15 protein-coding genes are annotated in these 24,458 nt (G+C 39.6%); 1 reads left to right on the forward strand and 14 read right to left on the reverse strand.

Features of this window, described 5'->3' with window-relative positions; all coding sequences use genetic code 11:
- Nucleotides 1–79 precede the first annotated feature (79 nt).
- From EDF66_RS18660 to EDF66_RS18710, 11 genes are all read right to left on the reverse strand, one after another.
- Entirely contained in the window at nt 80–610 is a 531-nt protein-coding gene (locus tag EDF66_RS18660; protein ID WP_132844254.1) for a 3'-5' exonuclease, read from the reverse strand.
- Nucleotides 611–727: 117 nt separating this feature from the next.
- The gene (locus EDF66_RS18665; protein WP_243656085.1) at nt 728–2,068 is read right to left on the reverse strand and encodes a TlpA family protein disulfide reductase; all 1,341 of its coding nucleotides are present in this window, start codon (nt 2,066–2,068) and stop codon (nt 728–730) included.
- Nucleotides 2,069–2,107: 39 nt separating this feature from the next.
- Entirely contained in the window at nt 2,108–3,337 is a 1,230-nt protein-coding gene (locus tag EDF66_RS18670; RefSeq protein WP_132844256.1) for a thioredoxin family protein, read from the reverse strand.
- Nucleotides 3,338–3,349: 12 nt separating this feature from the next.
- Nucleotides 3,350–4,825: a retropepsin-like aspartic protease gene (locus EDF66_RS18675; RefSeq protein WP_132844258.1), complete on the reverse strand. Its 1,476-nt coding sequence runs from the start codon at nt 4,823–4,825 to the stop codon at nt 3,350–3,352.
- A 12-nt stretch (nt 4,826–4,837) separates the two neighbouring features.
- Entirely contained in the window at nt 4,838–6,367 is a 1,530-nt protein-coding gene (locus EDF66_RS18680; RefSeq protein WP_132844260.1) for a PKD-like family lipoprotein, read from the reverse strand.
- An 11-nt stretch (nt 6,368–6,378) separates the two neighbouring features.
- Nucleotides 6,379–7,152, reverse strand: a complete 774-nt coding sequence (locus EDF66_RS18685; RefSeq protein WP_165902466.1) for a DUF4843 domain-containing protein — start codon at nt 7,150–7,152, stop codon at nt 6,379–6,381.
- Between the two features lie 37 nt (nt 7,153–7,189).
- Nucleotides 7,190–8,629 carry a RagB/SusD family nutrient uptake outer membrane protein gene (locus EDF66_RS18690; protein WP_132844264.1) on the reverse strand — a complete coding sequence of 480 codons (1,440 nt, stop codon included), beginning with the start codon at nt 8,627–8,629 and terminating at the stop codon, nt 7,190–7,192.
- A gap of 4 nt (nt 8,630–8,633) precedes the next feature.
- Nucleotides 8,634–11,972 (reverse strand): SusC/RagA family TonB-linked outer membrane protein, encoded by a 3,339-nt coding sequence (locus tag EDF66_RS18695; protein ID WP_165902467.1) that lies wholly within the window; start codon nt 11,970–11,972, stop codon nt 8,634–8,636.
- 304 nt (nt 11,973–12,276) lie between these two features.
- Complete coding sequence (locus EDF66_RS18700; RefSeq protein ID WP_165902468.1) at nt 12,277–13,410, reverse strand: FecR family protein; 1,134 nt, start codon at nt 13,408–13,410, stop codon at nt 12,277–12,279.
- A gap of 80 nt (nt 13,411–13,490) precedes the next feature.
- The gene (locus EDF66_RS18705) at nt 13,491–14,063 is read right to left on the reverse strand and encodes an RNA polymerase sigma factor (RefSeq protein ID WP_132844269.1); all 573 of its coding nucleotides are present in this window, start codon (nt 14,061–14,063) and stop codon (nt 13,491–13,493) included.
- Nucleotides 14,064–14,211: 148 nt separating this feature from the next.
- Entirely contained in the window at nt 14,212–15,519 is a 1,308-nt protein-coding gene (locus EDF66_RS18710; RefSeq protein WP_132844271.1) for a replication-associated recombination protein A, read from the reverse strand.
- A gap of 203 nt (nt 15,520–15,722) precedes the next feature.
- Between EDF66_RS18710 and EDF66_RS18715 the strand changes: the two genes are divergently transcribed.
- Entirely contained in the window at nt 15,723–17,300 is a 1,578-nt protein-coding gene (locus tag EDF66_RS18715) for a DUF3843 family protein (RefSeq protein WP_132844272.1), read from the forward strand.
- A 75-nt stretch (nt 17,301–17,375) separates the two neighbouring features.
- Here the strand turns inward: EDF66_RS18715 and EDF66_RS18720 are convergent, their stop codons facing one another.
- From EDF66_RS18720 to EDF66_RS18730, 3 genes are all read right to left on the reverse strand, one after another.
- The gene (locus EDF66_RS18720) at nt 17,376–18,791 is read right to left on the reverse strand and encodes an arylsulfatase (protein WP_132844274.1); all 1,416 of its coding nucleotides are present in this window, start codon (nt 18,789–18,791) and stop codon (nt 17,376–17,378) included.
- Between the two features lie 304 nt (nt 18,792–19,095).
- Nucleotides 19,096–20,877, reverse strand: a complete 1,782-nt coding sequence (locus tag EDF66_RS18725) for a RagB/SusD family nutrient uptake outer membrane protein (RefSeq protein WP_165902469.1) — start codon at nt 20,875–20,877, stop codon at nt 19,096–19,098.
- Nucleotides 20,878–20,909: 32 nt separating this feature from the next.
- Nucleotides 20,910–24,368 carry a SusC/RagA family TonB-linked outer membrane protein gene (locus tag EDF66_RS18730; protein ID WP_132844277.1) on the reverse strand — a complete coding sequence of 1,153 codons (3,459 nt, stop codon included), beginning with the start codon at nt 24,366–24,368 and terminating at the stop codon, nt 20,910–20,912.
- Nucleotides 24,369–24,458 lie beyond the last annotated feature (90 nt).

A 24,458-nucleotide genomic window follows, 5' to 3' on the forward strand; every position in this document is an offset into this window, starting at 1 on the left:
GTTATGAAGTGACGAAGTAACCAGTAAAGTAGTAACGAAGTAATCCTCTCAAATCTAATTACTAACTTCTAAGTACTAATTACCCCTCCTCCACCAATGTTGCTACAAAAGGATGGCGCAGATATAATTCAGCACAGGCCTTCGCGTCGGATAATGCTTCGTGGTGATTGAGATTGATTCCCAACACTTCACAGCAGGCATTTAAGCGAGCTGGTTTAAAACCTTTGTTACGATAGATCTTATAAGTACATTCCCACATCTCGGCAAGCTGCAGTTCCTCGTAAGACAAACCATAATGTACCATTGTTTTCCGTAAAACGTTGCGGTCGAACAACTCGTTGTGCGCAATCATCAATTTATTGGTAAGCAAGGACTGAATAGAGGGAAATAACTCTTTAAAAGTAGGAGAATGTTGCGTATCCCTAGGCTTGATTCCATGAACACGGGTTGTCTGCCACATATATTCATTGCGAGGTGGCTGGATCAAGGAATAAAATTCATTTGTAATAATACCCGATTCCACTGTCACGATACCAACTGCACAGGCACTATTTTGATGCCCTGTTGCTGTTTCAAAATCGATCGCTGTAAATGTTAAATCTGATGTCATGCTATACTCCTATCCGAGCAAAGGTAAACAATATCCGCTGAGATTTAAAATATCGTAATAAAAACAGGCCTTCCCCGATGGTTTTAGGAAAAGGCCTGTTGTATACAAGATGAAAATTTACTTCGCTAAATACTGATTGATCAATTCTTTCAGCTTTGGATCGCTCGGACGTGGACTATCTGCATTGATCAAATTACCCGCCTTATCAATTAAAATATAGCGTGGAATACTATTAATTTTATATGCTGTAGAAAGGTCATTTCCAGAACCCGCGTGCAATTGGATCCCTTTCAAGTTTTTAGTTTTAAGGTACTCCTCCCATTTTGGTTTATCCTGATCAACAGAAACACCAACAAATGCAACAGCCTTATCCTTATACAGCTCATTCAACTGTTCCCAATGCGGTTCTTCCGCACGACATGGGCCACACCATGTCGCCCACATGTCCACTAAAACAACTTTACCTTTTAAATCGCTCAAACTGGTATTCTTACCTTTTAAATCCGGAAAGCTAAACTGAAATGCAGGGACACCAGTTTTGGTCTCTACTAATTTTGTTTCTACCGTTTTGGCGCGTTCCAGTTGTTCTGGCAATATAAAATACTTCTTATACGTCGTATTCATTTCCTGAAAATCCTGATAAGAACGAGCGCCTTCCAAACGTTGCAATACATACTGACCCTTCAGCTCATCTGGACCTATTGCTTCCACCATTTTATCGAATGTAGGCTTACTGCTTAAATCCACTTTGCGAAACACCAGATTACCTAAAAAACGATCCCCATAAGGAAATTTTAAAAGTTCTAGCGTCAAATATTTATCCGATTTGAATTCGGTATAATAGTCGCTCATTTCCTCTTTGCTTGGGTGCGCACTACGGGGCATCTGTAGAAATGAAGTGGCATAATACGCAAAATCATAATCCACTAATTCAGGGAAGAATTGGTCAAATTTCGCATTCCCAGTTTTGACACCCTTCTTGATGCCATCAAGTTTTACTTTGAATGCTTCTACCTCAGGAAAGAAATCCACATAAGTACTCATCCCTCCAGGAGTAAGACCTTTGTCACGGAAAGTTTTGCTCTGCTTATCCCAAGCATAAAGCGCTTCATTTTCAGGGGTATTTTTTTCAACCAAAGTATAACTATCTTTTTCCAATTGTACATTCAACACTTCATCGCCTTTAAAATAAAAACGGTAAAGCCCTTGCTGGCTCAAAGGATTGCCAGCACCAACAGCATATAAGCCCTCATACTCGGGAGTGAAACGAAAGGCAAAACGCCCCTTGGAATCTGTCATTGACGTAGCGATTTCAACAAGACGTCCATTCAAAACTTTGAACAAACCCACTTTTTTGGTTACAGGAGCGACTAAAGTGCCATTGATATTACTCGGTTTTTGCGCTAGAGCAAATAAGGATGTCATTATTGCTGCAACGATTAAAATTGTTTTTTTCATTAAAATGTATTTTCGATTTATGATTAGTTTTTTATTCCCTTAGCCTAAACGAACTGGAATGTTTTTTTTAATATCTTTTACTTGGATGTTTTGTGTATTCTTACCCGCAATCGCCTGTTTCAATTGTTCAATATCGGCCTTCTTTGTTGCGAGATATGGATCTGAGAAGTCCGATTTCAATAAGACATCCATCGCTTTTTGCGCTTGAGCAAAATCCTGCAGATACAGATACAAGGCCACCAGTTTATATTGATCAGGAATATCTAATGCTCCTTTCTTCTGCTGTTCCAAAAATTCTTTTAGAATAGATTTTAAGATCGCAGGCTGTTGTTTCTGACTAAAAATCACCTGCCCCAAGGCATTGCTTCTAAGATCCCAATTTGGGTAAAGATCATATTCATCCATTAATTGTAGATAGCTTGCCGCATCTTTGGATTGCTCATAATAGCTCGTGACCATAATGGGAAGAAAGACAGACCACATGCGCTCATTGTATACCGGGCGAATGTAGCTGAGCAATTGACGCAAGCTATCGGCCTGTTGCAAACTGCCAAATTGCTTACTTTTGACTTTAGCAATCGCATTCACTTTATTTAACAAGAGCGAACCGCCATAGAGATCAATCATTTGCGGTAAATGATCATAGATCCAGTTGGTATATATCGGAAAATTGGTCACGGTGTTGGCTAAAAATGCGGTTTCCGATGTCAGATCTTTTTGTTGTGCTAAATAAGACTCCAATTCCGCAAAATCATGTTGTTCACCTGTTTTGATAAAGCGTTCGCTATACGCACCAGGATAAGCATGATCCAGATTGGTATCAAAAGCCAAATACTTCCGTTGTTTTTCCAATGCTTTCCCTTTTTGCAATAAGGAAACAAAACGGTCAGCTCCAAAATATCCAGCTTCGGTCAATAAAGCTTTTCCTTGCGCATTTAGCAGGACAAAAGTTGGGAAACCGGACGCACCATATTTACGGGCCAGTTTTTTACCATCCATTTCCTTCATGACATCGGTTTTAAAGACAATGTAATTGGAAGCGATCTCCTTCGCAACTGCAGGGTCTGGGAAAACCTTTTCGTCCATCTCTGCGCAGGGCATACAGCCGACAAAATAGAGATCGATCAAAATTAATTTATTTTCTTTCTGAGCCTGTGCCTTACAGGCCTCAAAACTTCCCTTAAATGGAGCTACTTCCTGTGCATAGATACATGATGCACAAAGGACCAGTAGTACAATGATCATTAAAAATCTATAATTGGGTTTCATATGAGTTGAGATTTAGATGGAAATAATACTTTTATCTTCCAATTGTACATTGATCGGGTTTTCTTTTTCTTTTTCCTGTATTTCCGCAATCAAAGCTGGTTTTTTTTGAATTTGATCAACAGAATAACTCCCGATACCGACGATCGTAACACCAGATTTCAGTTCGGAGGACGCCGCCCCTCCAAGTGTTCCGAGCATCTTTAGTTTACCTTGATTGTCCCAACCGAACTGATACGTTTTGAGGATAAAATCCTGCGGAAACCCATGGAGTTTATTGGGACTGAAATGAATTTCATTTGCCGCCAGATTGATCGTCATATTATAACGACTGATTAGACGTACACCAATGGAACCATCAGCACCAGGATTCCAGTTTTCATTTTGGGAACTGCCCCCCATCAAGGTAATTGGTAAACCAGACATGACAGGTAAGGGAGATATTGCAAACTGGTGGCTTCGCCCAATAAAAGTAGGGGATGAAATCCCCATGCTTACTGTAGAAGCCTGTGCCTCGGGTTTAAATCCACTCACAAGCAGTTTATTTTTTCGTACAAATGGTCGAAAACAGATCAGATCATAAGATGCTCCGGTGTCAAAAACAAATTGGCCTGCATAACTTTTTCCTGCTACAATATCCAATTGCCCCGGAACGAACATCACACCCGAAGGCATGCTGACAGGAACTGTTGTTCCTTTCTCTTTGTAATCGAAATCGCCGAAATCATAAAGCGAAATCACATTCTTATCGTAGTCAATATGCGTAATGTACTGACGGATCAAACTATTACCGATCAGTCCATCGCCTTCCCTACCCATTTCCGGAAAAATTGCGATCCCCTGTCCTGACAAATGAAGCGTATCCAGTTGAATCGAGTTCTGATCTGAAACTTTGATTTTCGCATTTCCACCTACCATCGACGCATTGTTTTCACGCGTTACTTTTAATCCCAGCTCATCCGCCAGTTCTTGGCTAACAGCCATTCCATCTGCTCCGGTATCAAAGAGAAGACTTAAAGGACGTGGAAAATCATTGATTTTGACCTGCAGATAGATCGATCCATTTTTATTTTCAAAAGGAATGACCGCCCGCAATCTGGGATTAGTAGCCCTTTTCATTCCATAAAGCTGATCAAATAATGTAATACGAACCAGCTTGCCTTCACTATTGAGCAAAGCATCCGTTTTTGTTTTCTTCCCCCCTTTTTCGGTTATTTCCACCGTATAAAGCTGCCCTTTATCCGTTTTCTTATTGGAAATTACAGCAATAGCTTCAGCAGGATAATTTTTAATGATCTGCTGCAACCGATACTCAGCCCCCTTACCCGTATGACCAGCCACAGCGAAATTGTCTGCCAATGCGGCGGCGAGATCTGTATGATCTTTTTTAAGAAAAGCATGCTGTAATTGCTGATCAAAAGACCCTCCGGATTGTGCGAATCCCATACCTATGGTGAAAGTCGCGAGAATTGTTAATATGTATTTTTTCATCGCTTTCCTTTTTTATTCGCGGTAAGAAACATCTGCAATTTTTCCAAATCCAGTATAGGATTCGGTCAATTTTGCTGTTCCGCCTAAACTGATTTCATAAAACTCCATCTTCCCTGAAGTATTGGGCTGGCTTGGATCGTAGCTGCAGATCATCAATTTCTTTGAAAAATTTACATAACGTGGATCAGCTCTACTTTTTACCAACTTTTGATATTTCATTAAGCTAATTTTCCGATTTCCTAAATCAAGTAACATCGTGTATTTTTTGCCGAACGGATCATATTGGTACACTTGACTTCCGATCGTATAGATAAGAGATCCGTAAACCGGATCAACCACATAACTCATGGCTTGATCGATCTGGTGGGTATTGCTTACGACATCAAATGCCAAGGGCGTAAAGGTGGAACTGCTGTGTACAAATCTTAATAATTTGATCTGACTGGTACTGCTATTTTTTAATAAGGCGTAAAATTGATTGGTAGCGGTTAATGCTCTTTCCATGTACAACAAGTCCATACCAAGTTGATCGGGCGTAAAAATCTCTGGTTGCGAAGAACTAGGTTGCAGTAGGGTATAATTGGTGCCAGAATGCACGAGAAATCTTTTGTTGTCCTGATCAAAAACGACAGCATAGGCACTTGATCCGCCGTAAAACTCGGCAATATATTTCGATATATTCAGCCGCGCTCCACCACTAACTCGATTTAACGTCGGTCCGTATAAGAAGTTCTGTGTGACATTTTCACCCATCAAGATGCCATCACTACCTAAAATATAGCATAGAAAGGGATTTTGCGATCGAATAACCTCGGCATGGTATGTAGAAGATGTAGGATGGTTGACTTCAAAACGCAGGTTACGATAATCCGTCCAAGTTTGGATCTCATTATTAAAACTCAAGGTCATTTGATCTGTCCCAACATAAACACGGTTTGAATACTTACTTGTGAAAGGATCGCGGTTATGGAGATAATAAACCAGCTTTGGCTTTCCTTCCATTTGCACATCGCTGAATGTGCTCAAAATATCGGAATAAGGAACATATTTTTGTTGAATGCTGTTGTAGTTTAGCATATCCAGTCGGGCCTTACCATCTATATCATTTAACACGAGCCAGCCATTACTCAATTCGGAAGTAACACTGAGCTTGGAGATGTGTTGATAGCGATAGTTATTTTTCTTATTTTGAATACGGAAATACAAATCATATTCCCCTGGAGATAATGTAATCGTCGTATCTAAATTAAGCTGATTCCCCAAAAACTTCTTTTTGTCCGCATTAAGTACATTGGAAGCTGCGTTTATGGTAAACCATTCAAAAGTATATTCATCGGCGTTAAATGCAGCACCATCCGAAAACTTGATAACGGGTTTAATAACAAATTCCTTTTGATTGAAAGCTTGATAAGTCGAGTCGACACCCGTAAATTGAATTTCACTCAATTCACTGTAGGTATAGTTACCTAAATCCTTATTACATGATAAAAGACTGAATGTAAATAGGAACATCACTAATATTGCTTTAAGATTCTTTTTCATAATTAGTCTTTTTACTGTAAATAAACTCCTACTGTCATCGGGAGACCATCTTCATCAAGAATAGGAGTACCTGCTGCCTGCATTTCTTCAAAATAGGATTTGAGCCCATATGCCCAGGCCAATATCGACGAAACGGAAGGCTGATAACCGATTGCGGTTATCTCTTCCAGATTCAATCCATAGCGATCAATTAGCAATTTCAATTTTTTGCCAGAAAATTTACCGAGATATCCATTGATGATACTTGCGGTCGTAGATTGTGTAGCATCCCAAAACCAGGGTGTACCAGCGATATCATTGGCCCAAAAAGTGAATTTGTTAAAATATTTAGTTTGTTCATTTGCTCCCGTTCCAATCAACTGGCTATTCATTGCCGTCGTAAAATTGGCGTTGTCCTCCAATTGCAAAAAGACCGTTAGGTTTTTCTCCTTCAGTTCTGCTGTTCTGTTTAAAACTAGCAAAAGGGTATCATTGACCTGCCCGCCTTTAATGGTGAAGCTACGGTCAAGGAATTCAAAATCACGGCCCTCTTTTAAATCACTACTGGGATCGATAGACAATTTATAGGGCCGGTCTGAAGTCTGTACTGAACCCATGGAAGCTACAATAATTGAATAAACTGCATTTTTCTCCGCAGGATCCATGTATCCGAAAGAAAAATTACCGTTATCTTTTGGTTCATAAATATTATTTCGAATGGTTCCTTGAAAATAAATCGCTGGATTTCCGGAGTATAATTCCAGAGGTTCCTGCTTACATGAGAACAAAAACAAAAGTGTCCACATGCATAAAATTGTATGTAAATTTCGCATCATTTTAAATTTATCTAGGGTCTATTTCAGATAGCGGTATCGGAAAGGTATAGTTATCCTTACTAACCGCTTTATTGGTAGTGGTTGCTCCACTGATGGTACGCAGATCATTACGTTTATAGTAATACCAGAGCTGACCTTCTCCATAAAATTCCTTACGGTATTCCTTTTTAATATTATCCGTCAGGTTGACTTCGGTTGATAATATTTCGCAATTTCTGTTCTGTCGCAATTCGTTTAAATAAGCGAGTCCTTTTGTAGGATTGGGTTCACATTCTGCTGCGATCAAAAACACTTCACTGAGACGAATACCAGCAATAGTATAGCGATAATTACGGTAATTGATATTGGACAGGTCTTTGTACTTTAAAAACACAGGATAGGTTTTTCCTCCGTCGACCCGCCAAGATGAAGAATAGCGATAATCATTTTCCCAATTTTCGTAAACCTGATTAATAAAACGGGTGGTCGTGCCGGCACTTAAAATGGTATTATCAGCGAGTGATGGATTGAAAAGAACATCATAACTGTTATAAAGAAGCGGACTTTCAAATGCAAAAAGCAGTTCCATTGAAAAAATACGATTGATGATCGATAAGTCACTTAAATCACTGGATTTTACCCATGGAAATTTACTTTTAGCCTCGATTACCGTTGTTGCAGCTTTCAGCGCTTCGCTCTTATTTCCGGCATACAACTGAACACGTGCCTGTAAGCCTTTAACTGCAAAATAATTGAAATGATAGTTTCTAAATTGAAGGAATGGTTTATTGCCAACATCAATTGTACCTACAGTTTGATCAACCTTCGTTAAACTTAATACGGGGTCATGCTTTAACAATAACGCTTCCGATACTTGCAGATCGGCTATTATTTTTTCCATCACAAACGAACTCTTCGAAAAGGGAGCTGCTTCATAACTGGTATTGGAATAATAAGGAATCAATTGCGCTTCTGGTTCTAAGGTATAGGCAGGAGCAAATAAGCGCAGGATATCAAAATAGATGTATGCGCGCGCTGCCAATGCTTCGCCACGCATCAAACTTAAAGTCTGCTCGTCCAATATTGAACCATAGGTATCTAAATTTTCTAAAAAACGGTTAATATTGGTTATATTGACATACAAGTTTGACCAAATACCGTCTATACGAGATTTTACATCTTTATCCGCATAATTGAAGTTGTTCAATTGCTTCCGTACTTCCAAATGGGTGGTGGAAATGTAATAGGTCTGCGCTAGGATATCAAGTGTTTCTAAACTTAATGAATGCCCATATAAGAACTTGTCTGCCATATTGAGATAAATACCGTTTAGCGCATCGTAAAACCCTTGTGGGGTTTTAAAAACTTCTTCCTCAATAAATTTATCTTCGGGCTTAACGTCCAACCACTTTTTGCAGCTGCTGAAAAGAACGCTTAGTGCCAACAATGGAATTAATATTTTTTTCATGATTTTATTTGAATGTTGCGTTAAGACTCAAGGATACCGAGCGTGTAAAAGGATAGGAAATACCGCGCTCTCGTCTAACTGTCGAAGTGTAGAAAATATCGTTCATGAGTGCATTAATACGGAGGTTAGATAATTTTACCTGATCAAGCCACCTTTTATTCCGAAATTCATAACCGAACGTGATGGACTCGCCACTAAATGAATTTTCACGTTGTATAAAGCGGGATGATATCGGTGTTGTAGTTGTAATAGCAATACCTTTGAATTGAGTTTCATCACCGGGTTGTTGCCAGCGATCATAAAGCGCACGTTTATCTTGGTTACTGTTGACTATTTCTTCTTCAGACATGTTCTCCACTTTATTAAACAGTGCGGTATTGAAATTGTCTTTCCTTAAGATATAACGGACCATCACATTGGCGGTAAAACCTTTATAAGCCAGACTGGTCCGAAGAATTCCTTCGGCAAGCGGCTGTGCATTTCCAATCGCCTGAAGATTGTCTATATTATAATTGAAGGTTTGCTCTCCCGCTTTCGTTAAAAATACTTCTCTTCCTGTCGCTGGATCAATCCCCAAAGACGGAACTGCCCATAAGGTATTAGGACTATAACCATCGCGGTAGCGGATTAAAGCATTACTCTCCCGCATTTCTTGATTTAAAGAATTTAACTTATTGTCGAAATGGTCATATTTTGCCTTTAGCATCGATCCTGTCAAGCCAAAAGTCAGGACAAAACGATCTTGTGGCCTATAAATAGGAGAATAATTGACAGTTGCTTCCAATCCTTTATAATCTAAAGTCCCAGCATTGAAAGGATAGGCTGATAAGCCGGTCGAAGAAGGAAGAGTCACAGCTACGACCAGAGGATCGGTAAACTTATCATAGGCATTTAATTGGAGATTCAATTTATTATTGAATAAAGTTAAGTCCATCCCGATACTTGTTTGTCGCGTACGTTGCCATTCCAAATCCGGTGCTCCCAATGCTGAAAGGGAAATACCTTGCCCAAAACGGTTTACATCGGTATTATAATTAAAAACCGACTGGCTGACATTCCCGAAGTTTTGATTTCCGGTCACTCCAATATTTCCTCTTAAACGTAAGACATTGATCCAGGAAATACCCTTCATAAAACTTTCATGATGTGCATTCCAGCTGGCACCGAAAGAATAATAAGGCGAGAACAGATTGTTTGAACCAAAACTGGTCGAACCATCAACATTATAATTGACATCAACATTATATTTTTGAGCATAGGAATAGTTCACAGAACCGACCAGTGAAGTTCTTCTCGTTACACGGGTAGAAGCACTCGGTCTGGAATCTGTTTCAAAACCAAATGCAAAACTTGGATTTCCATTGCTTGCAGCAGGAAATCCAACAGCGGTATACCCATTTAATGTATTTTGGGTTTCACTGATCTCAGCTCTTAAATTGGCCGTAATGGCGTGAACTTCATTTAGGACTTTTCCGTACGTCAACATCGCATTGGCTGTATAACCGAATATTGATGCTTCACGATGGGTCAAACTTCCTTTTTTACGGTTCTCTACATTTTGAAAGGAACTGTGTAAGGGTGAAAGAAACTTGTCTGTGTTCGTTAACCCTTTACTGATCTGACCGCTGGCTGTTAAACGCAAGGCTGAATTAAAATCATAGGTTAGCATCAAATTATTATTGACAACATAGTTCTTGCCTTCATCAAAACTGGCTAGGTGCGCATCATACATTGGATTGAAAACTGACCAATAATAGCCAAATGTCCGGGAGTTATCTTGATAGGCTAAATATTTTTCTGAGGCAGGAAGAAATTCATAATAAGGGTTGGTATTCACCCAAGTTGAAAAGCTACCGTAAGGTGATTCATTACTTTTATACCCCGTTACAAAAGCTCTATTAGCGATGTTTAATTTTCCGGTTCGATAATTTAGATTCAGGTTAGCCCCCCAATCCTCTCTACCCGAACCTTTCATCGCTCCTTTGGTATCCTTATAATTAAGGCCAATATCAAAGACAACCGCACCTTCCCCACCTCGCGCACTTAAAGAGTGCCGATGAGAAAATCCATTTTGAATGGGTTTATTTAGCCAATAAGTATCAACACCTCTCAATACTGTTGCTAAACGTTCGTTATATAACTGATCCAGTTCCAATTGCTGGGATATGATATTGTTACTCGCCGTAAAACGCCCTGATAATCTTTCAAACTCCAGCTTTTCAGTCGCATTCATCATGTTATAACTAGACAGATCTGGAACCTGCGATTGCATATCTGTCGTATACGATAAAATAACCTTTCCTGCTTTTGGCTTAATTGTTTCCACAACAATAACTCCATTAGAAGCGCGCGAACCGTAAATAGCAGTGGAGGCTGCATCTTTCAAAATTGTCACCGATTGGATAATATTCATATCCAGATCCATGATCGTTCTTAAATTGGTTTCGAACCCGTCTAATATAAATAGCGGCTGATTGGGATCAGTTGAAAATTCATCACGTAAATTGGAAGATGCAATACTGGTCTGTCCGCGAAGCTCAATAGTAGGCAACATATTGGGATTTGACCCCATAGCATTATTCTCGATCTGAATAAAAGAAGGATCGAGGGCACGTAAGCTGGCAACAATATTCTGGTTGTTGACCATCTTGAGTTCTTCACCTGTAAAAGTTGCTGTTGCACCAGAGAAACTCTCCTTTTTACGGGTCATCATCCCAGTTACCACCACCTCATCCATGGCATTATCTTTCTTCTTTAACTTGATCAGCATATTACCACCGTTCAGGTTAGCTTTTACCTCCTGGTTTTCAAATCCAACAAAAGAAACAACAAGTGTCTCATTCAAAGCGGTAATAGGAAGGGTAAAGGAACCGTCTTCAAGAGAGTTAACGACTTTTTTAGGATCATCCTTTAGACGGATTGTGGCACCTGCAATAGCTTGATTGTTATCATCGATGACTTTACCTTTAATGAACTGCTGTCTAACTTGATGAAAGGGATCATTAAGATGAAATGTAGCCGAAGGGGAAATGGTTCTGACACGATCTTTTTTCTTGATAACCACAGTCTTATCAAAAAAATGATAGGTTAAATTAACATCCTCCAGAATACTGTTCAGTGCTTGGCGTAAAGGGATATTCTGGAGATCAACAGAAAGGTTTTCCAATGGAGCGACTTCAGCTTTTTTGTAAAAAAAGCTATAACCGCTTTGCTTCTCAAGGTCCTTTAAGATGGATTCAAGGTTTACTTTTTGCTTCTTTAGGCTCACCTGCTGCGCATAGCTATGTGCATCCACTTGGGACAAACCTAACCCTAAAAGTAAGGCTATTAAGTTGATTCTCATTAGGGATTTGGGTAAAGGCCGCGCAAAGAAAGGGACTGTTTTTTCGGTCATCCAATATTTCGGACTATTTTGCAAAAGCCACGAAGTAAGGCACCGAAAATCTTTCTCCCCTTTGCTAGACGGAGTTCGCGTAATTTTCATTAAATTCGTTTGTTTGGTTAATGTTGTTAGTTTTTCACAAAATCGATACGTAAAGCCAAATTTTATTGCGGGTTCTGTTGGCGCAGAATCCGTTTTTTATTGACTTATACTTAAAAGTATCAGGTTATCATGTCCAGTTTTTTCATATTGGTTTTAAGTTTGATTAAGTAATAATAAGGTGAATGCGGTTTCCAGAACCGACAACTGCTTTAGTCTTTAAATCAGCAAAATTTAAGAGTTCTATTAATTTATCTAGACTGATATTTCTTGGAATTTTCCCACTGTACTGAGGTCCTCGGTCAATACGCTGATAGCTGACATCAATATCATACCAGCGTGCAATCTCTTGCATCACTGCTGCCGTGTTCGTACCATCAAAACAAAACTGACCTCTTTTCCAACCGAGCACATCTTCCATATTTACAGCAGCAGCAACCAGCTTTCCTTGTACTGTCTGTGCCTTTTCATTCGGTTTCAGATGAACAAATTGCCCTATATCTTTACGCGAAACAACAACAGAGCCTTCTTCTAAAGCAGTTTGTACCTGCTCTTTTGCATAGGCATTAATATTAAACTTCGTTCCTAGGACTTCGGTCTGCTGTAGACCAGCTTTAACGATAAATCGAGTTTTATTTTTTGTTTTCTGCACATGAAAATAGGCTTCACCTTCTAACTCCACTATGCGATCTTTACCCTCAAAAGAGGAAGGGTAAATTAATTTAGAATCTGCATTTAAACTCACGAGCGTTCCATCAGATAACATAAGGTCATAAGTAGCCCCTTTGGGAGTATATAGGGTATTTCGTTGTACCTGCTGTTTTCCTGTAGCAACATTACGGTAACTAACTTTGCCTTGAGCATCTTTACTAATAAGTGTTCCCCCCACCTGTACACTTTGGTTTAAGGCCAATTGATCCAGATTGATCTGTTGCCCATCAGCCAAAGTTATTATAGCTGTTTTATGGCCCGGAGGAATGGAGGCTAGTAGGGATTTTGAAGCTTCTTGCTCTGTAACAGGCCAATAACGGACGACTAGAAATCCAATCATCAAGATGGCAGCAGCAACACTGCTGTATCGTACAATACGTGATATGCGAATACTTTTCTGACTCTTATTAATCGTGCTTAATAACCGTTTTCGGGTATTTTTACGCATTTCGATCAACTCTTGTTCACTTCGTTCTTGCTCAGAAGGAAGCGCATCCATCCAGTCAAAAAGTGCTTTTCGCTCCTGCGGGCTCTCTTGCCTGTTTAAAAATAACGTGATTAACTTATAGATATGCTTCACTTGTTTCATAAGGGTCATCAAATTGATGGTCAGTTATAATACAAGTGTCGAAAACTAGGGGTAGCTTCTACTCGAGAAATGATTTTTTTTTAAAAAATTAAAAAAACATGAAACAGATGACTTGTGACAGCTCTTAAACGTTTGATAGCCTTATTGATATGCTTCTCAACTGTAGACTCAGAAATATTCAATTTTGCGGCAATCTCCTTATTGCTTAGAAACTCCTCCCGGCTTAATTTGAAAACTTCACGACATTTTTCTGGCAGGTTTTCAACCTCATTGGCCACGGTATCCAACATATACCGATAATATAATTGATCTTCTAAGGGCAGGCTGTCATCGAATAGATCAATATCACGAATATCCTGCTGATTGCCCTTTTTGAGCTGCTGTCTAAAATGTGCAAGCATCAAGTAACGACATGAGGAATACAGATAAGCCGGTAAAGAAACAATTTCAACAATTTTAGCTCTGTTGTTCCATAAGGAGAGGAAAAGGTCATGCAGGATATCTTCTGCTGTCTGAGGGTTTGAAATTTTTTTGCTAATGTGCCTGATCAAGTCTGCCGAATAGAAATCATATATAATGGCGAATGCCTGTTGATCTCCTTCTCCAATACGAATCAGAAGTTCTTCAAAGTTATGTCCATCAATATGTTTCATAGTAAATGTAGTGGCAGTAAACATACAAAATATTTAACATTTCCTTAACAAAAACAGTTCAGGTAAAAGTAGAAATTGCATTTTACTGCCTGTTTTATTTTAATTCAATAAAACAGGCATATGCACTGCTGCTGCCACCACATAGAGATTAATACCGATATTTTTCCTTCCACTTATCCCGTAATCCCTGTCTTAACTTTTCTTCCTGTGGGTTTTTACCGGGATCGTATAAAGTCATACCGCTCAGTTGGTCGGGCAAAAATTCCTGCAGAACAAAATTTCCCGGAAATGCGTGCGCATATTTATATTCGGCTCCATAGTTAAGCTCTTTCATCAATTTTGTCGGCGCATTTCGCAAATGAAGGGGTACGGAAAGGTCTCCCGTTTGCTTCACGATAGCTTGTGCCTTATTGATTGCTTCGTAAGAGGCATTGCTTTTGGGAGAGCTCGCCAAGTAAGTAACGGCCTGCGCCAAAATAATCCTCGATTCCGGCCATCCGATGACATTAACAGCCTGGAAACAGGTATTCGCTAAGAGTAACGCATTGGGATTGGCATTACCGATATCTTCAGAAGCCAATATCAGAAGACGACGAGCAATGAAAGAAGGATCTTCCCCCCCTTCGATCATACGTGCCAGCCAATAAATTGCCGCATTGGGATCTGATCCACGGATCGATTTAATAAAAGCAGATATAATATCGTAATGTTGCTCGCCTGTCTTATCGTAAATAGCCATATTCTGCTGTACCTGCTTCAGTACAAATGCATTGGTAATCGGTTCATGATGCAGTACCGCAGCATTACTGACCAGTTCAAGCACATTTAAAAGCTTACGGGCATCACCACCTGACAGACGTAAAATAGCTTCATATTCTTCAATCTCAATATTTAATGCTTTGAGGTATTCGTCTTCATGCAAGGATTTCTCCACTAAACCAATCAGGTCTTCAGAACTTAAGTGTTCAAGAACATAAACTTGGCAGCGCGATAATAGTGCAGATATGACTTCGAAAGATGGATTTTCTGTCGTTGCCCCGATAAGCGTCACTAAGCCCCGCTCAACAGCCCCTAATAAAGAATCCTGTTGTGATTTAGAAAAACGGTGGATCTCATCAATAAACAGAATGGGTTGCTCCTGATTAAAATTCATAGCCGCTTGTTCCTGATTTAAATTCATCAGTCGCTCTGCTTTATCAATAACTTCGCGAATATCTTTCACTCCGGCCTGAATAGCACTTAAGGAAAAGAAGGGACGCCCCAATTCTTTGGCCATCAAGAGTGCAAGGCTGGTCTTACCAACTCCCGGAGGTCCCCAAAGTAACATGGAGGGAATATTTTTTTGCTGGATGGCATGATATAATACCGCATCGTGACCGATAATATGTTGCTGTCCAACATAATCTTCCAATTTCTTGGGACGCATGCGCTCTGCCAGTGGAATTCGTGTAGCCATAGATCAAAAGTAAGAAGATATTGCCAAATGTCCATTTACTTCACAATCAATTTATGGAATTCAAAAATTTGGTTATTTTTGAATGAGCATTGAATCGATACAACCCACTTGAGCTGAAACAGCTCTTTAATACTTGGCTTAGGATAGCTTCATTGCCCGAAAAATAAACCGAGTGAAACGAGCTCATTTAATGATTAATTTTAATGAAAAAAAACCGCATTTATATACAGGATTGGCTAGGACAGCACCCTTATCAAGGAAGATCGGATGCCGATCGTTTTTATTTAGAAGTAGCCAATGATATACAGGATGCCTTAAATACACTTTGGTTTGATGAAGAAGAAACCGATGCCCTGATCAGACCTGAAATGATTAAAACACTCAGTGTTTATTTGACCTGCTATCTGGAGGATGTGGTTTCTGGAACAAAACTTTTCGATGCTTTCCGAAAAGAGCACCAGGCACTTTATGGAAAGATGCTCCCTTTTTTCGAAGATGCGGCATTGACAGACTATTACCCGGAAGATATCAATCCACAAGATGTATTAGTCCTTGCATGGCTATTTTTCAGCGAACGTAACCCACACCTTTTCTTGGATAAAGAAGGCCGTTTACTGGCTTTGGTGACCGACCTAGCTTATGCTGTTTTGGAAGAATATTATGAGACTGCACCTGAAAATACGCTGTTACAAAAAGAGTATACACTAGCGACAGATGCCAATTATCTTGAAGTACGCAACTATGCTGAGAAGGTAATTGCGACCAATTATATCACCGGTGGCTATTACTATAACAGTTTGATGCAGCATATGGATATCGCTGACTTAGGACGCTATCAGCACGATCCGGCCTACTTAAATCAAATGACTTTCCGTGTTCGTGACAATCATTTCACTTTTTTCCGTCTACACCTATTAGCACTCAGATCCTGTGAATTTGTTGCTTCGACTGTAGATACTAACCATCCGCAACATGAGAATCTAAAAACCATCGGCAACAGAATTGATAGCTTTTTTGAATTTAAAAAAGTGGAAGAGGGCCGTTTAGAATTGAAACACCTGACAACTGGAGAAATTTTCTTGGTCAACCAAAATTCGATTCAAAACTTTCAGGAACCTACTGCTGATCAACTGTTCTATATGGAGATCGTGCCATGGGAAGGGGCCTGGAACCTATCGGGTATGATGTCTGCTGTCGAAAGGGATCAGATTGACTTAGCTTCCGATCAGGAAATGGATCAAGCATACGTGGTCGAAGCATTGCACGGAAAAACAACACTTATCGAAAACGCAGCACAACAAGTTGCTGACCTAAAGGAGCTGTTTGTTAAAAAACATCAGGGTCACCTGGCATTTATGGAAGAATCTGAAATCAGCAGCTATATCCGCGATCTGACCAATACGTACCGCGAGCAGGTGGGATTACCGCCAATCGAAGAGGTTGCGAATCCGAATGAGGCAAGAGCTATGCCTGTTACAGCATTCTATAATTCGAAAATAGGTCTGGAATTTTTCGGTGGAATCGAAACGCTTTTCCCGCTTCAGAATAATCCATATTTTGTCGAAAATGAAAACGAACCGATCAGTTATGCGCAGCATCTATTGCAGCTCCTGGTTCAGAAATTTTACTCCGTTGGGCTTGTACAACATTATTACGAATTATACGAAAAGGAAATCAATGAGCAGTTTTTCTATCCACTAAGCAGTGAAACGATTGATTTTCTGATCCGTTTCTATAAAAGCGAAACCTATCATCAACAGCCACATGTGATGGTTAAGTAATATAAAGAAAGTTAGAAAGTTAGAACATTCTAACTTTCTAACTTTCTAACCTCCTTATCTAACCATCTAACACCCCTATCTAACTAAAGGAAAATCACTCGTTTCTACATGTGCTTTTGCGATGATTTTACGTAATTCTTCTACTTTTTTCGCGTTATTCGTCGCCAAATTATTTTGCTCTTTAGGATCTAATTTTAGATTGTAAAGTTCAGCAACAGGATTTCCACTTCTCACGTGCTGCAAAATCAATTTCCAGTCACCTTGACGCACTGCTTGACGGCCGCCATCTTCATGAAATTCCCAATATAGGTAATCATGCTGCTTTTGCTTTTTTGGTTTTCCCAATAATGTCGGAACAAAAGAAAGACCGTCTGTATATTGTGGCTTACCTGCTTTTGCCACTTCAGCTAACGTCGGCAGGACATCCCAGAATGCTCCTAAATAATTGGAGGTAGTGCCAGGAGCAACTTTTCCTTGCCAATAAACAATGAAAGGAGTTTTTACACCGCCCTCATATAGATCACGTTTATAACCCCGTAAACCTGCCGAACTGTTGAAAAAATCGGGATCTGCACCACCTTCACGATGTGCACCATTATCACTTGTAAAAACGATAATCGTATTATCTAACAAATTTAAGTCCTTCAGCTTAGCAACAATCTGTCCAACCTGTGCATCCATGCGGCTTACCATACTGGCGTAAGTAGCCCTTGGCTTAGCGACAGAAGCATATCCTGGAATCGTAGCTTTTGGTCCGTAGTCATTTCCTTTATGGGCTTTTTCTTCAAACTTGTTGGCATATTGCTCATAATATTGATCATCAGGACCAGACAACTCGGCATGAGGCAGTACGGTGGGGACATATAAGAAAAATGGTTTATCCTTGTTTTTATCAATAAATTCCAATGCTTTTTCTTGGATCAATTCAGGAGCATACTGCCCTTTTGCTAATAAACCATTACCCTCAAGCTCAATACGTTCTTGATTATGCCACAGGTGTGTTGGATAATAACGGTGCGATTGACGTTGGCAGTTGTAGCCATAAAATTCATCAAAACCTTTATTACGAGGCGATCCATAGGTATCCACCATTCCGAGGCCCCATTTTCCAAATGCACCAGTTGCATAGCCTGCTTTTTTCAGCAACATGGCGATCGTTTGTACCGAATCGGCTAAAGGTTGCTGCCCTTCTGGCTCCAATTCTTTATTCCCTCGGACAGGCGTATGACCGGTATGTTGGCCTGTCATCAATGCAGATCGGGATGGAGCACAAACTGAAGTTCCTGCATAAAAATTGTCAAAACGCATCCCCTCTTTTGCTAAGGCATCCAGGTGCTTCGTTTCAATAATCTGTTGCCCATAAGCTCCTAAATCACCATAACCCAGGTCATCTGCCATTATAAATACAATATTGGGGCGATCGGTTTTCTTTTGTGCTATTGCGATACTGCTCAGTGCAAAAAATAACGCAAATAATGCTGGTTTTTTCATTTTAGTGGTTTTTATAATTCTTGTCCTTAGTTTTATACAGAAACAAAGAGGACATATTAGACATCGATAAATGGTGGAGCAAAAGCCATACTGCTCACCTACATTGCAAATCATCAATATAAATTAAAATCCCTATAGATGATCAAGATCCGAAAGTAAAAAATAGATATGAAAGCTTAAAATAGGATGCTGTAAAAGAGATCGGTTACTATCAAAAAGTTACAATCAACATCAGATACCCTAAAAAGCTATTCAAAATTTATTCCTCTTCCCTAAAAATTCATAAGGAAGAGGAATGAGATTTTTACCAGTCTGGATTCTGTTTCAAATTGGTGTTTAAAACCAACTCTGCAGCTGGTATAGGATATAAGTAATAATGTGGTAAAAAAGGACCAGGTGTCTTTCCTTCATATGAAATATATCCCTGAGTCTGATTATTTTCAATCGGTATAGGCGCATTTGCAGGTACGTCTACACCTTTTGTAATATAACGTCCCCGCTTTAAAGCAACCGCATAGTCCATTTTCTTCCAACGGCGCAGATCATCAAAACGAAAACCCTCTCCCATAAGCTCCACAGCTCGTTCCCGACGTATCTCCCAGAGTGCAGGAGCAACACTAGCATCGCGTGTAGGATCGACAGGGATACTGCCCAACTGTAGCGACGCAACCCCGCCCCTCGCCCGCAAAGGATTGATAGTTTTATCCACCAATGACTGGTCCAATTCACCCAGTTCATATTTCGCTTCAGCGTAAGAAATCAATACTTCTCCCATTCTGAATATCGGCGCATCATTGATGTCCTGATTTTGAATACGTTGAATTTTATTACTGAATTTATAGAAGCGATACCCCGTAAAACTCACACTGAACGGTTGACCTAGATTGTTGTCAACAAAATGAGGTTCCTGCTTTAAAATAAGACCTTCCCAGTTCATCCAAGGAAGCGTCTTCCGCTTATCAACGGATAATTGTGCCATCAGGTCAATATATTCACGGTCTTTAACATCTGCTGTATGCGTCCAAGTATAAGTAGGATGTTTCGCTTCAACTTTATAAGGAGGCGGTATTGTAAAATACAGTCTCCGGTCACGATTACGGAACTCGTCATAAGGGTTTTTATCGCCATCAAATTGCGGGCTTGACCAGCGTGTCTGTCCATCTTTCATCAGATATAGATCGACCGCCGCCTTTGTTAAATCCCAACGTCCAGCAGAATTACGCGCAAGAGAAGCTAGGGAATGCATAATCTGATTCTGCTCGTACTGCTTATACAGCAAAACTTCAGGAACTTGAGCTAAAGACTCGCTATTAAACAATTGGTCATAATCATTGAACAAGGGAATATTAGCGCCCATCAATTTCGCTCCTGCATCTGCTGATAAACGTAGATATTTATCTGCTTGAGCAAGCTGATGATATTTACGCCAGGTACCCTCTCGTAGACCAAAACGAACAGTTAGGGCAAGCACTACATTTTTATTAATAGTATTCGGACCATCACCGTTTACTTTAATATTCTCAGAGGCATAATTGAGTAATCCTTCAATTTTTGTGGCCAGTTCATCCCGTGTACTTGGAGTACCATAAAGCACTTCTTTGTCACCATCATTGATCGCATGCTCTACCCAGATCGCTGTTCCATATTTATTTAACAGGTCCATATACTGGTAAGCTTTAAAGAAATAACCAATACTGCGAATATGTTTTTTTTCTACTTCAGTCAGGTTTGTTGCTTGATCGATATTATCCAAAAGAATATTGATCGATCGAATCTGTGTAAAGGGATCACTGTAATCACTCGATTTAGAAGGCACGACCACCCTTTGCCATAACCAATCGGAAGTCGCATTGGCATTGGCATTAGCAAAAAGATCGCCGTTGACCTCTGCGTTGGGGGCTGATCCATTATACCCCGGGAAAGTACCGTAGAATTGCCAAGCGTAAGAAATAAAATTATTATAATTAGAAAAGGTGCTATTCTCCGTTAGACTCCCCTCGGGCTGTAAATCCAAAAGATTTGAGCAGCTCAGCATAGAGCCACTAAGACACAGCCCTAATGTATATAGTATGATTCTTTTTTTCATTTTATGATCTGTATTAAACCTTAACATAAGCATTAAAAAGTGACGTTAACTCCAAAACTATACTTCTTCAAGAAAGGATAGATACCACCTGAGCCTAAATCCTCGCCATCTGCTTCCATTCCTTTGATCATATGATCAGCTTTGAAAAGATTTTCACCCGATACAAAGAACTTAATATTGTCAACAGCCTTTGACCGCAGTATTTTACTGTCTAAAGTATAACCCAAGGTAATGTTACGGACACGTAAATATGCTCCGTTTGACAAATACTTGGTTTGCACACGCCGATTAGCGCCCGTATTTAAACCAGCATTAGCATAAACACGACCATACTCGGCATCGGTATTTTCCGGAGTCCAATAATCTAAATTATGCTGATAAAGTGTACCAAATTCATTATTGTAAGGCCACATCAAAAAATTGCTCAACCACAGATCTCGCTTTCCTACCCCTTGTAAGAATACTGATAGATCAAAGTTTTTATAATTGACAAAACCGTTTAATCCAAATTGATAGCGTCTATTATTATTTCCGATTACTTTCATATCGCCCGGATCACTAACGGTACCCGTTCCAGAAAATATAGTCCCATCTCCATTCAGATCGGCATAAAGCATATCGCCTGGATTTTGCTTCACGCCCTTAAAAAATGGAAGACCCGGTTTTAAAGTACCGTTCATCAATTTAGCATCGAGTGAGTTGGCTTCAAAATCATTCGTGTTGTAGTAACGATCAGAAACGTAGCCCCATATTTCACCCATTTCTTTACCTTGATAATGCCCTGTAATAAGACCCGAACTATTTTCCATTCTTGTAATATAAGCTCTATTATCAGATAGATTAAATGTAAATCCGTATTTAAAATCTTTGAACTGATCTTTCCAGGTGATTTCCCATTCCCAACCTTTAGATTCTAAATCTGTTGAATTTTGGAATGGTGGCGCCGATCCTAATACCGCAGGTAAATCGGCTCCCTGATATAACATACCAATGGTTTGACGGCGGAACCAGTCGAAGCTTGTATTCAATCGGTTATTGAAAAGTGCAATGTCTACGCCCACATTTAATGTTCTAACTTTTTCCCAGGTAAAAGTAGAGCTGATCAGATTGGGCGCACCGATAGTCAGATAACGTACTCCGGTATTGGGATCAATCCAATTGGAGTTATTCGTTTCCATCTTAGGAATTACCGGAAAATATACTTGAGATCGATCGGGATTTAATACGACCTGATTTCCAATTTCACCAAATGATCCTCTAAACTTCAATAAGGGTATTGTATTTTTAAGATCTGACATAAAACCCTCCTCAGTAACATTCCATCCTGCTGAAACGGACGGAAAGAATCCAAATTGACTTCCTTTCAAAAAGCGTGACGAGCCGTCCAATCGTCCATTGACCTCCAATAAATACTTGTTTTTAAAATCGTAATTGATACGACCAAAATATCCTAAAACAGCATATTGTCCAAAAGAATCCGCTGTCGTCTGTGTTCCTGTACTGGTACCCAATGATGGAGAATCTGGGCTAAGGATACCAAAACGTTTTGCAGAAAAACTTTCTGAATAACTCTTCTCATAATTGACACCTGCTAGCCCTTTAAAATGATGATCTTCGATAGCATGGGTATAACTAGAATAAATATTTAAAGCATTGTAGTTAATCAAGGTATTACTCCGTTCATAAAAATCGTTATTGAACAAATATTCAGGATTGAAATTATTTGGATTCATATAGCGATGCTTACTCTGCGCATACTTATAATTATTATTTGTCTTACTAAATGTATATTCAGCAGTGATATTCCAACCAGGAAGCGGATTATAATCTAATTTTCCAAATAATCTCAAGTTTTCATTATAGTTTCGACTTGGGTCTTCATATTTCAGATAATTATTAGGCGTTCCAAAAGGAATCGCATTTCCTTCCGCATCTGTTGTCTCCCCCGGATTGAGGTAAGATCCAAAACTCAACGCTCGGTAGAACATCTCCCCCATATTGGCAGGTGTGTAGCGGTTGTCATTTTTATACAAAATATTGGCACTTAAGTTTAGATTTTTCTTCAACTCAGCTCCGATATACGCATTTAGATTATAGCGCTTATAGCTATCTTTATCCGTTGTCATGATACCATCTTCATCACCATACATACCCGATAGACGGTACGCAATTTTCTCCGATCCCCCCATAATGGAAAGATTGTGCAGATGTTCGAAACCAGTTTGAAAAACTTCATGATAGAGATCATATTCCTTTAACGGATATTTCGTTCCGTTAACCTCCGTAATACCATCAGGATATTGCCCTGGATTAGCTTGATAATCTTGCAAGGATGATAACCAGGTATCTACATTTTGTCCGGCCCAATTACTGGTATTTCCAAAATCTTTTAATGCCTGCACAAATTGTAAGGGAGTAGCTTTTTCCGGTAAAGTAGACGCGTTGCTCCAGCTCAGATTGCTCGAATAGTTAATTTTTGTCGGCTGGTTACGCGACCCCTTCTTTGTTGTCACCAGAATAACACCAAATGCCGCTCTCGCACCATAAATAGAAGCTGCTGCTGCATCTTTTAATACGGTCACATTTAAAATATCTTTCGGATTGACATCGTCCATATTCATCGGAACATTATCGACCAAAATCAAAGGTGAACCTCCATTAATAGAAGTTGTGCCTCGAATATTGAGATCAGTATTCGTTCCTGGACGTCCGCTGCCAAAGGTAACCTGCAATCCCGGAAGTGCACCTTGAAGCGCTTGGGAACTACTGCTAATAGGTCTATCTCCTAAGACCTTGTCCATATCTACAGAAGAAACCGCTCCAGTTAGATTCGCTTTCCGCTGTGTGCCGTAGCCCACAACAACGACCTCTGCCAAAGCAGTAAGATCCTCTTGAAGCGTAATCGTCATAAAAGATTGACTTGCCTTAATTTCCTGACTGCCATAACCGATATTACTGATGAGCAAGATTGATGACACGTCACTAACTTTCAGGGTAAACTCACCCTTATCATTGGTACTTGTACCACGGTCTTTGCTTTTCTCAATAACAGTTACACCAGCCAAGGGCAGTCCGCGACCATCGATGATTTTACCCTTGATTTCAAACCCTTGAACAGAATGCAAAGGAACGATTACATAGGTAATTCCATCATAACTTTTTAAAGTCAGATTGAATTGATTTAAAAGTGGAATTAGTGCATTATTCCAAGCTTGATTCTCAAAAGCAACAGAAGAAAGATTCTTATTAGAAACCAAGTTATCAAAATAAACAAACTTCACATTTGTCTGTTTTTCAATAGTCTTTATTACTGTTTTTAAATCTGTATTTCTAATTTTTAAAGAAACTTTTTCTTGCGCACTTATCGTTATTCCGAACGCTTTCACAGTAAATGCAAAAGAGAGTGCAACTGCTAGCTTAGTCATTAATACATATTTAATGGTGCTTGATTTAGGTAAATAAAATCCCCGACCATGTAAATTTTTTTTCATAGTTTTAACTTTAGTATGGAACCATAGCGTACTGATCTTTCTCAGGGACACGGTACGCTTTTCTTACTTGCTAAGGATACACCTTCGGGT

The organism is Sphingobacterium sp. JUb20 (assembly GCF_004342035.1).
Classification (GTDB): domain Bacteria; phylum Bacteroidota; class Bacteroidia; order Sphingobacteriales; family Sphingobacteriaceae; genus Sphingobacterium; species Sphingobacterium anhuiense.

What these genes read in the sequence shown, in the direction of transcription:
- EDF66_RS18660 (WP_132844254.1), bottom strand. Translation starts at nt 610, where the DNA reads ATGACATCAGATTTAACATTTACAGCGATCGATTTTGAAACAGCAACA.
- EDF66_RS18665 (WP_243656085.1), bottom strand. Translation starts at nt 2,068, where the DNA reads ATGAAAAAAACAATTTTAATCGTTGCAGCAATAATGACATCCTTATTT.
- EDF66_RS18670 (WP_132844256.1), bottom strand. Translation starts at nt 3,337, where the DNA reads ATGAAACCCAATTATAGATTTTTAATGATCATTGTACTACTGGTCCTT.
- EDF66_RS18675 (WP_132844258.1), bottom strand. Translation starts at nt 4,825, where the DNA reads ATGAAAAAATACATATTAACAATTCTCGCGACTTTCACCATAGGTATG.
- EDF66_RS18680 (WP_132844260.1), bottom strand. Translation starts at nt 6,367, where the DNA reads ATGAAAAAGAATCTTAAAGCAATATTAGTGATGTTCCTATTTACATTC.
- EDF66_RS18685 (WP_165902466.1), bottom strand. Translation starts at nt 7,152, where the DNA reads ATGTGGACACTTTTGTTTTTGTTCTCATGTAAGCAGGAACCTCTGGAA.
- EDF66_RS18690 (WP_132844264.1), bottom strand. Translation starts at nt 8,629, where the DNA reads ATGAAAAAAATATTAATTCCATTGTTGGCACTAAGCGTTCTTTTCAGC.
- EDF66_RS18695 (WP_165902467.1), bottom strand. Translation starts at nt 11,972, where the DNA reads ATGAGAATCAACTTAATAGCCTTACTTTTAGGGTTAGGTTTGTCCCAA.
- EDF66_RS18700 (WP_165902468.1), bottom strand. Translation starts at nt 13,410, where the DNA reads ATGAAACAAGTGAAGCATATCTATAAGTTAATCACGTTATTTTTAAAC.
- EDF66_RS18705 (WP_132844269.1), bottom strand. Translation starts at nt 14,063, where the DNA reads ATGAAACATATTGATGGACATAACTTTGAAGAACTTCTGATTCGTATT.
- EDF66_RS18710 (WP_132844271.1), bottom strand. Translation starts at nt 15,519, where the DNA reads ATGGCTACACGAATTCCACTGGCAGAGCGCATGCGTCCCAAGAAATTG.
- EDF66_RS18715 (WP_132844272.1), top strand. Translation starts at nt 15,723, where the DNA reads ATGAAAAAAAACCGCATTTATATACAGGATTGGCTAGGACAGCACCCT.
- EDF66_RS18720 (WP_132844274.1), bottom strand. Translation starts at nt 18,791, where the DNA reads ATGAAAAAACCAGCATTATTTGCGTTATTTTTTGCACTGAGCAGTATC.
- EDF66_RS18725 (WP_165902469.1), bottom strand. Translation starts at nt 20,877, where the DNA reads ATGAAAAAAAGAATCATACTATATACATTAGGGCTGTGTCTTAGTGGC.
- EDF66_RS18730 (WP_132844277.1), bottom strand. Translation starts at nt 24,368, where the DNA reads ATGAAAAAAAATTTACATGGTCGGGGATTTTATTTACCTAAATCAAGC.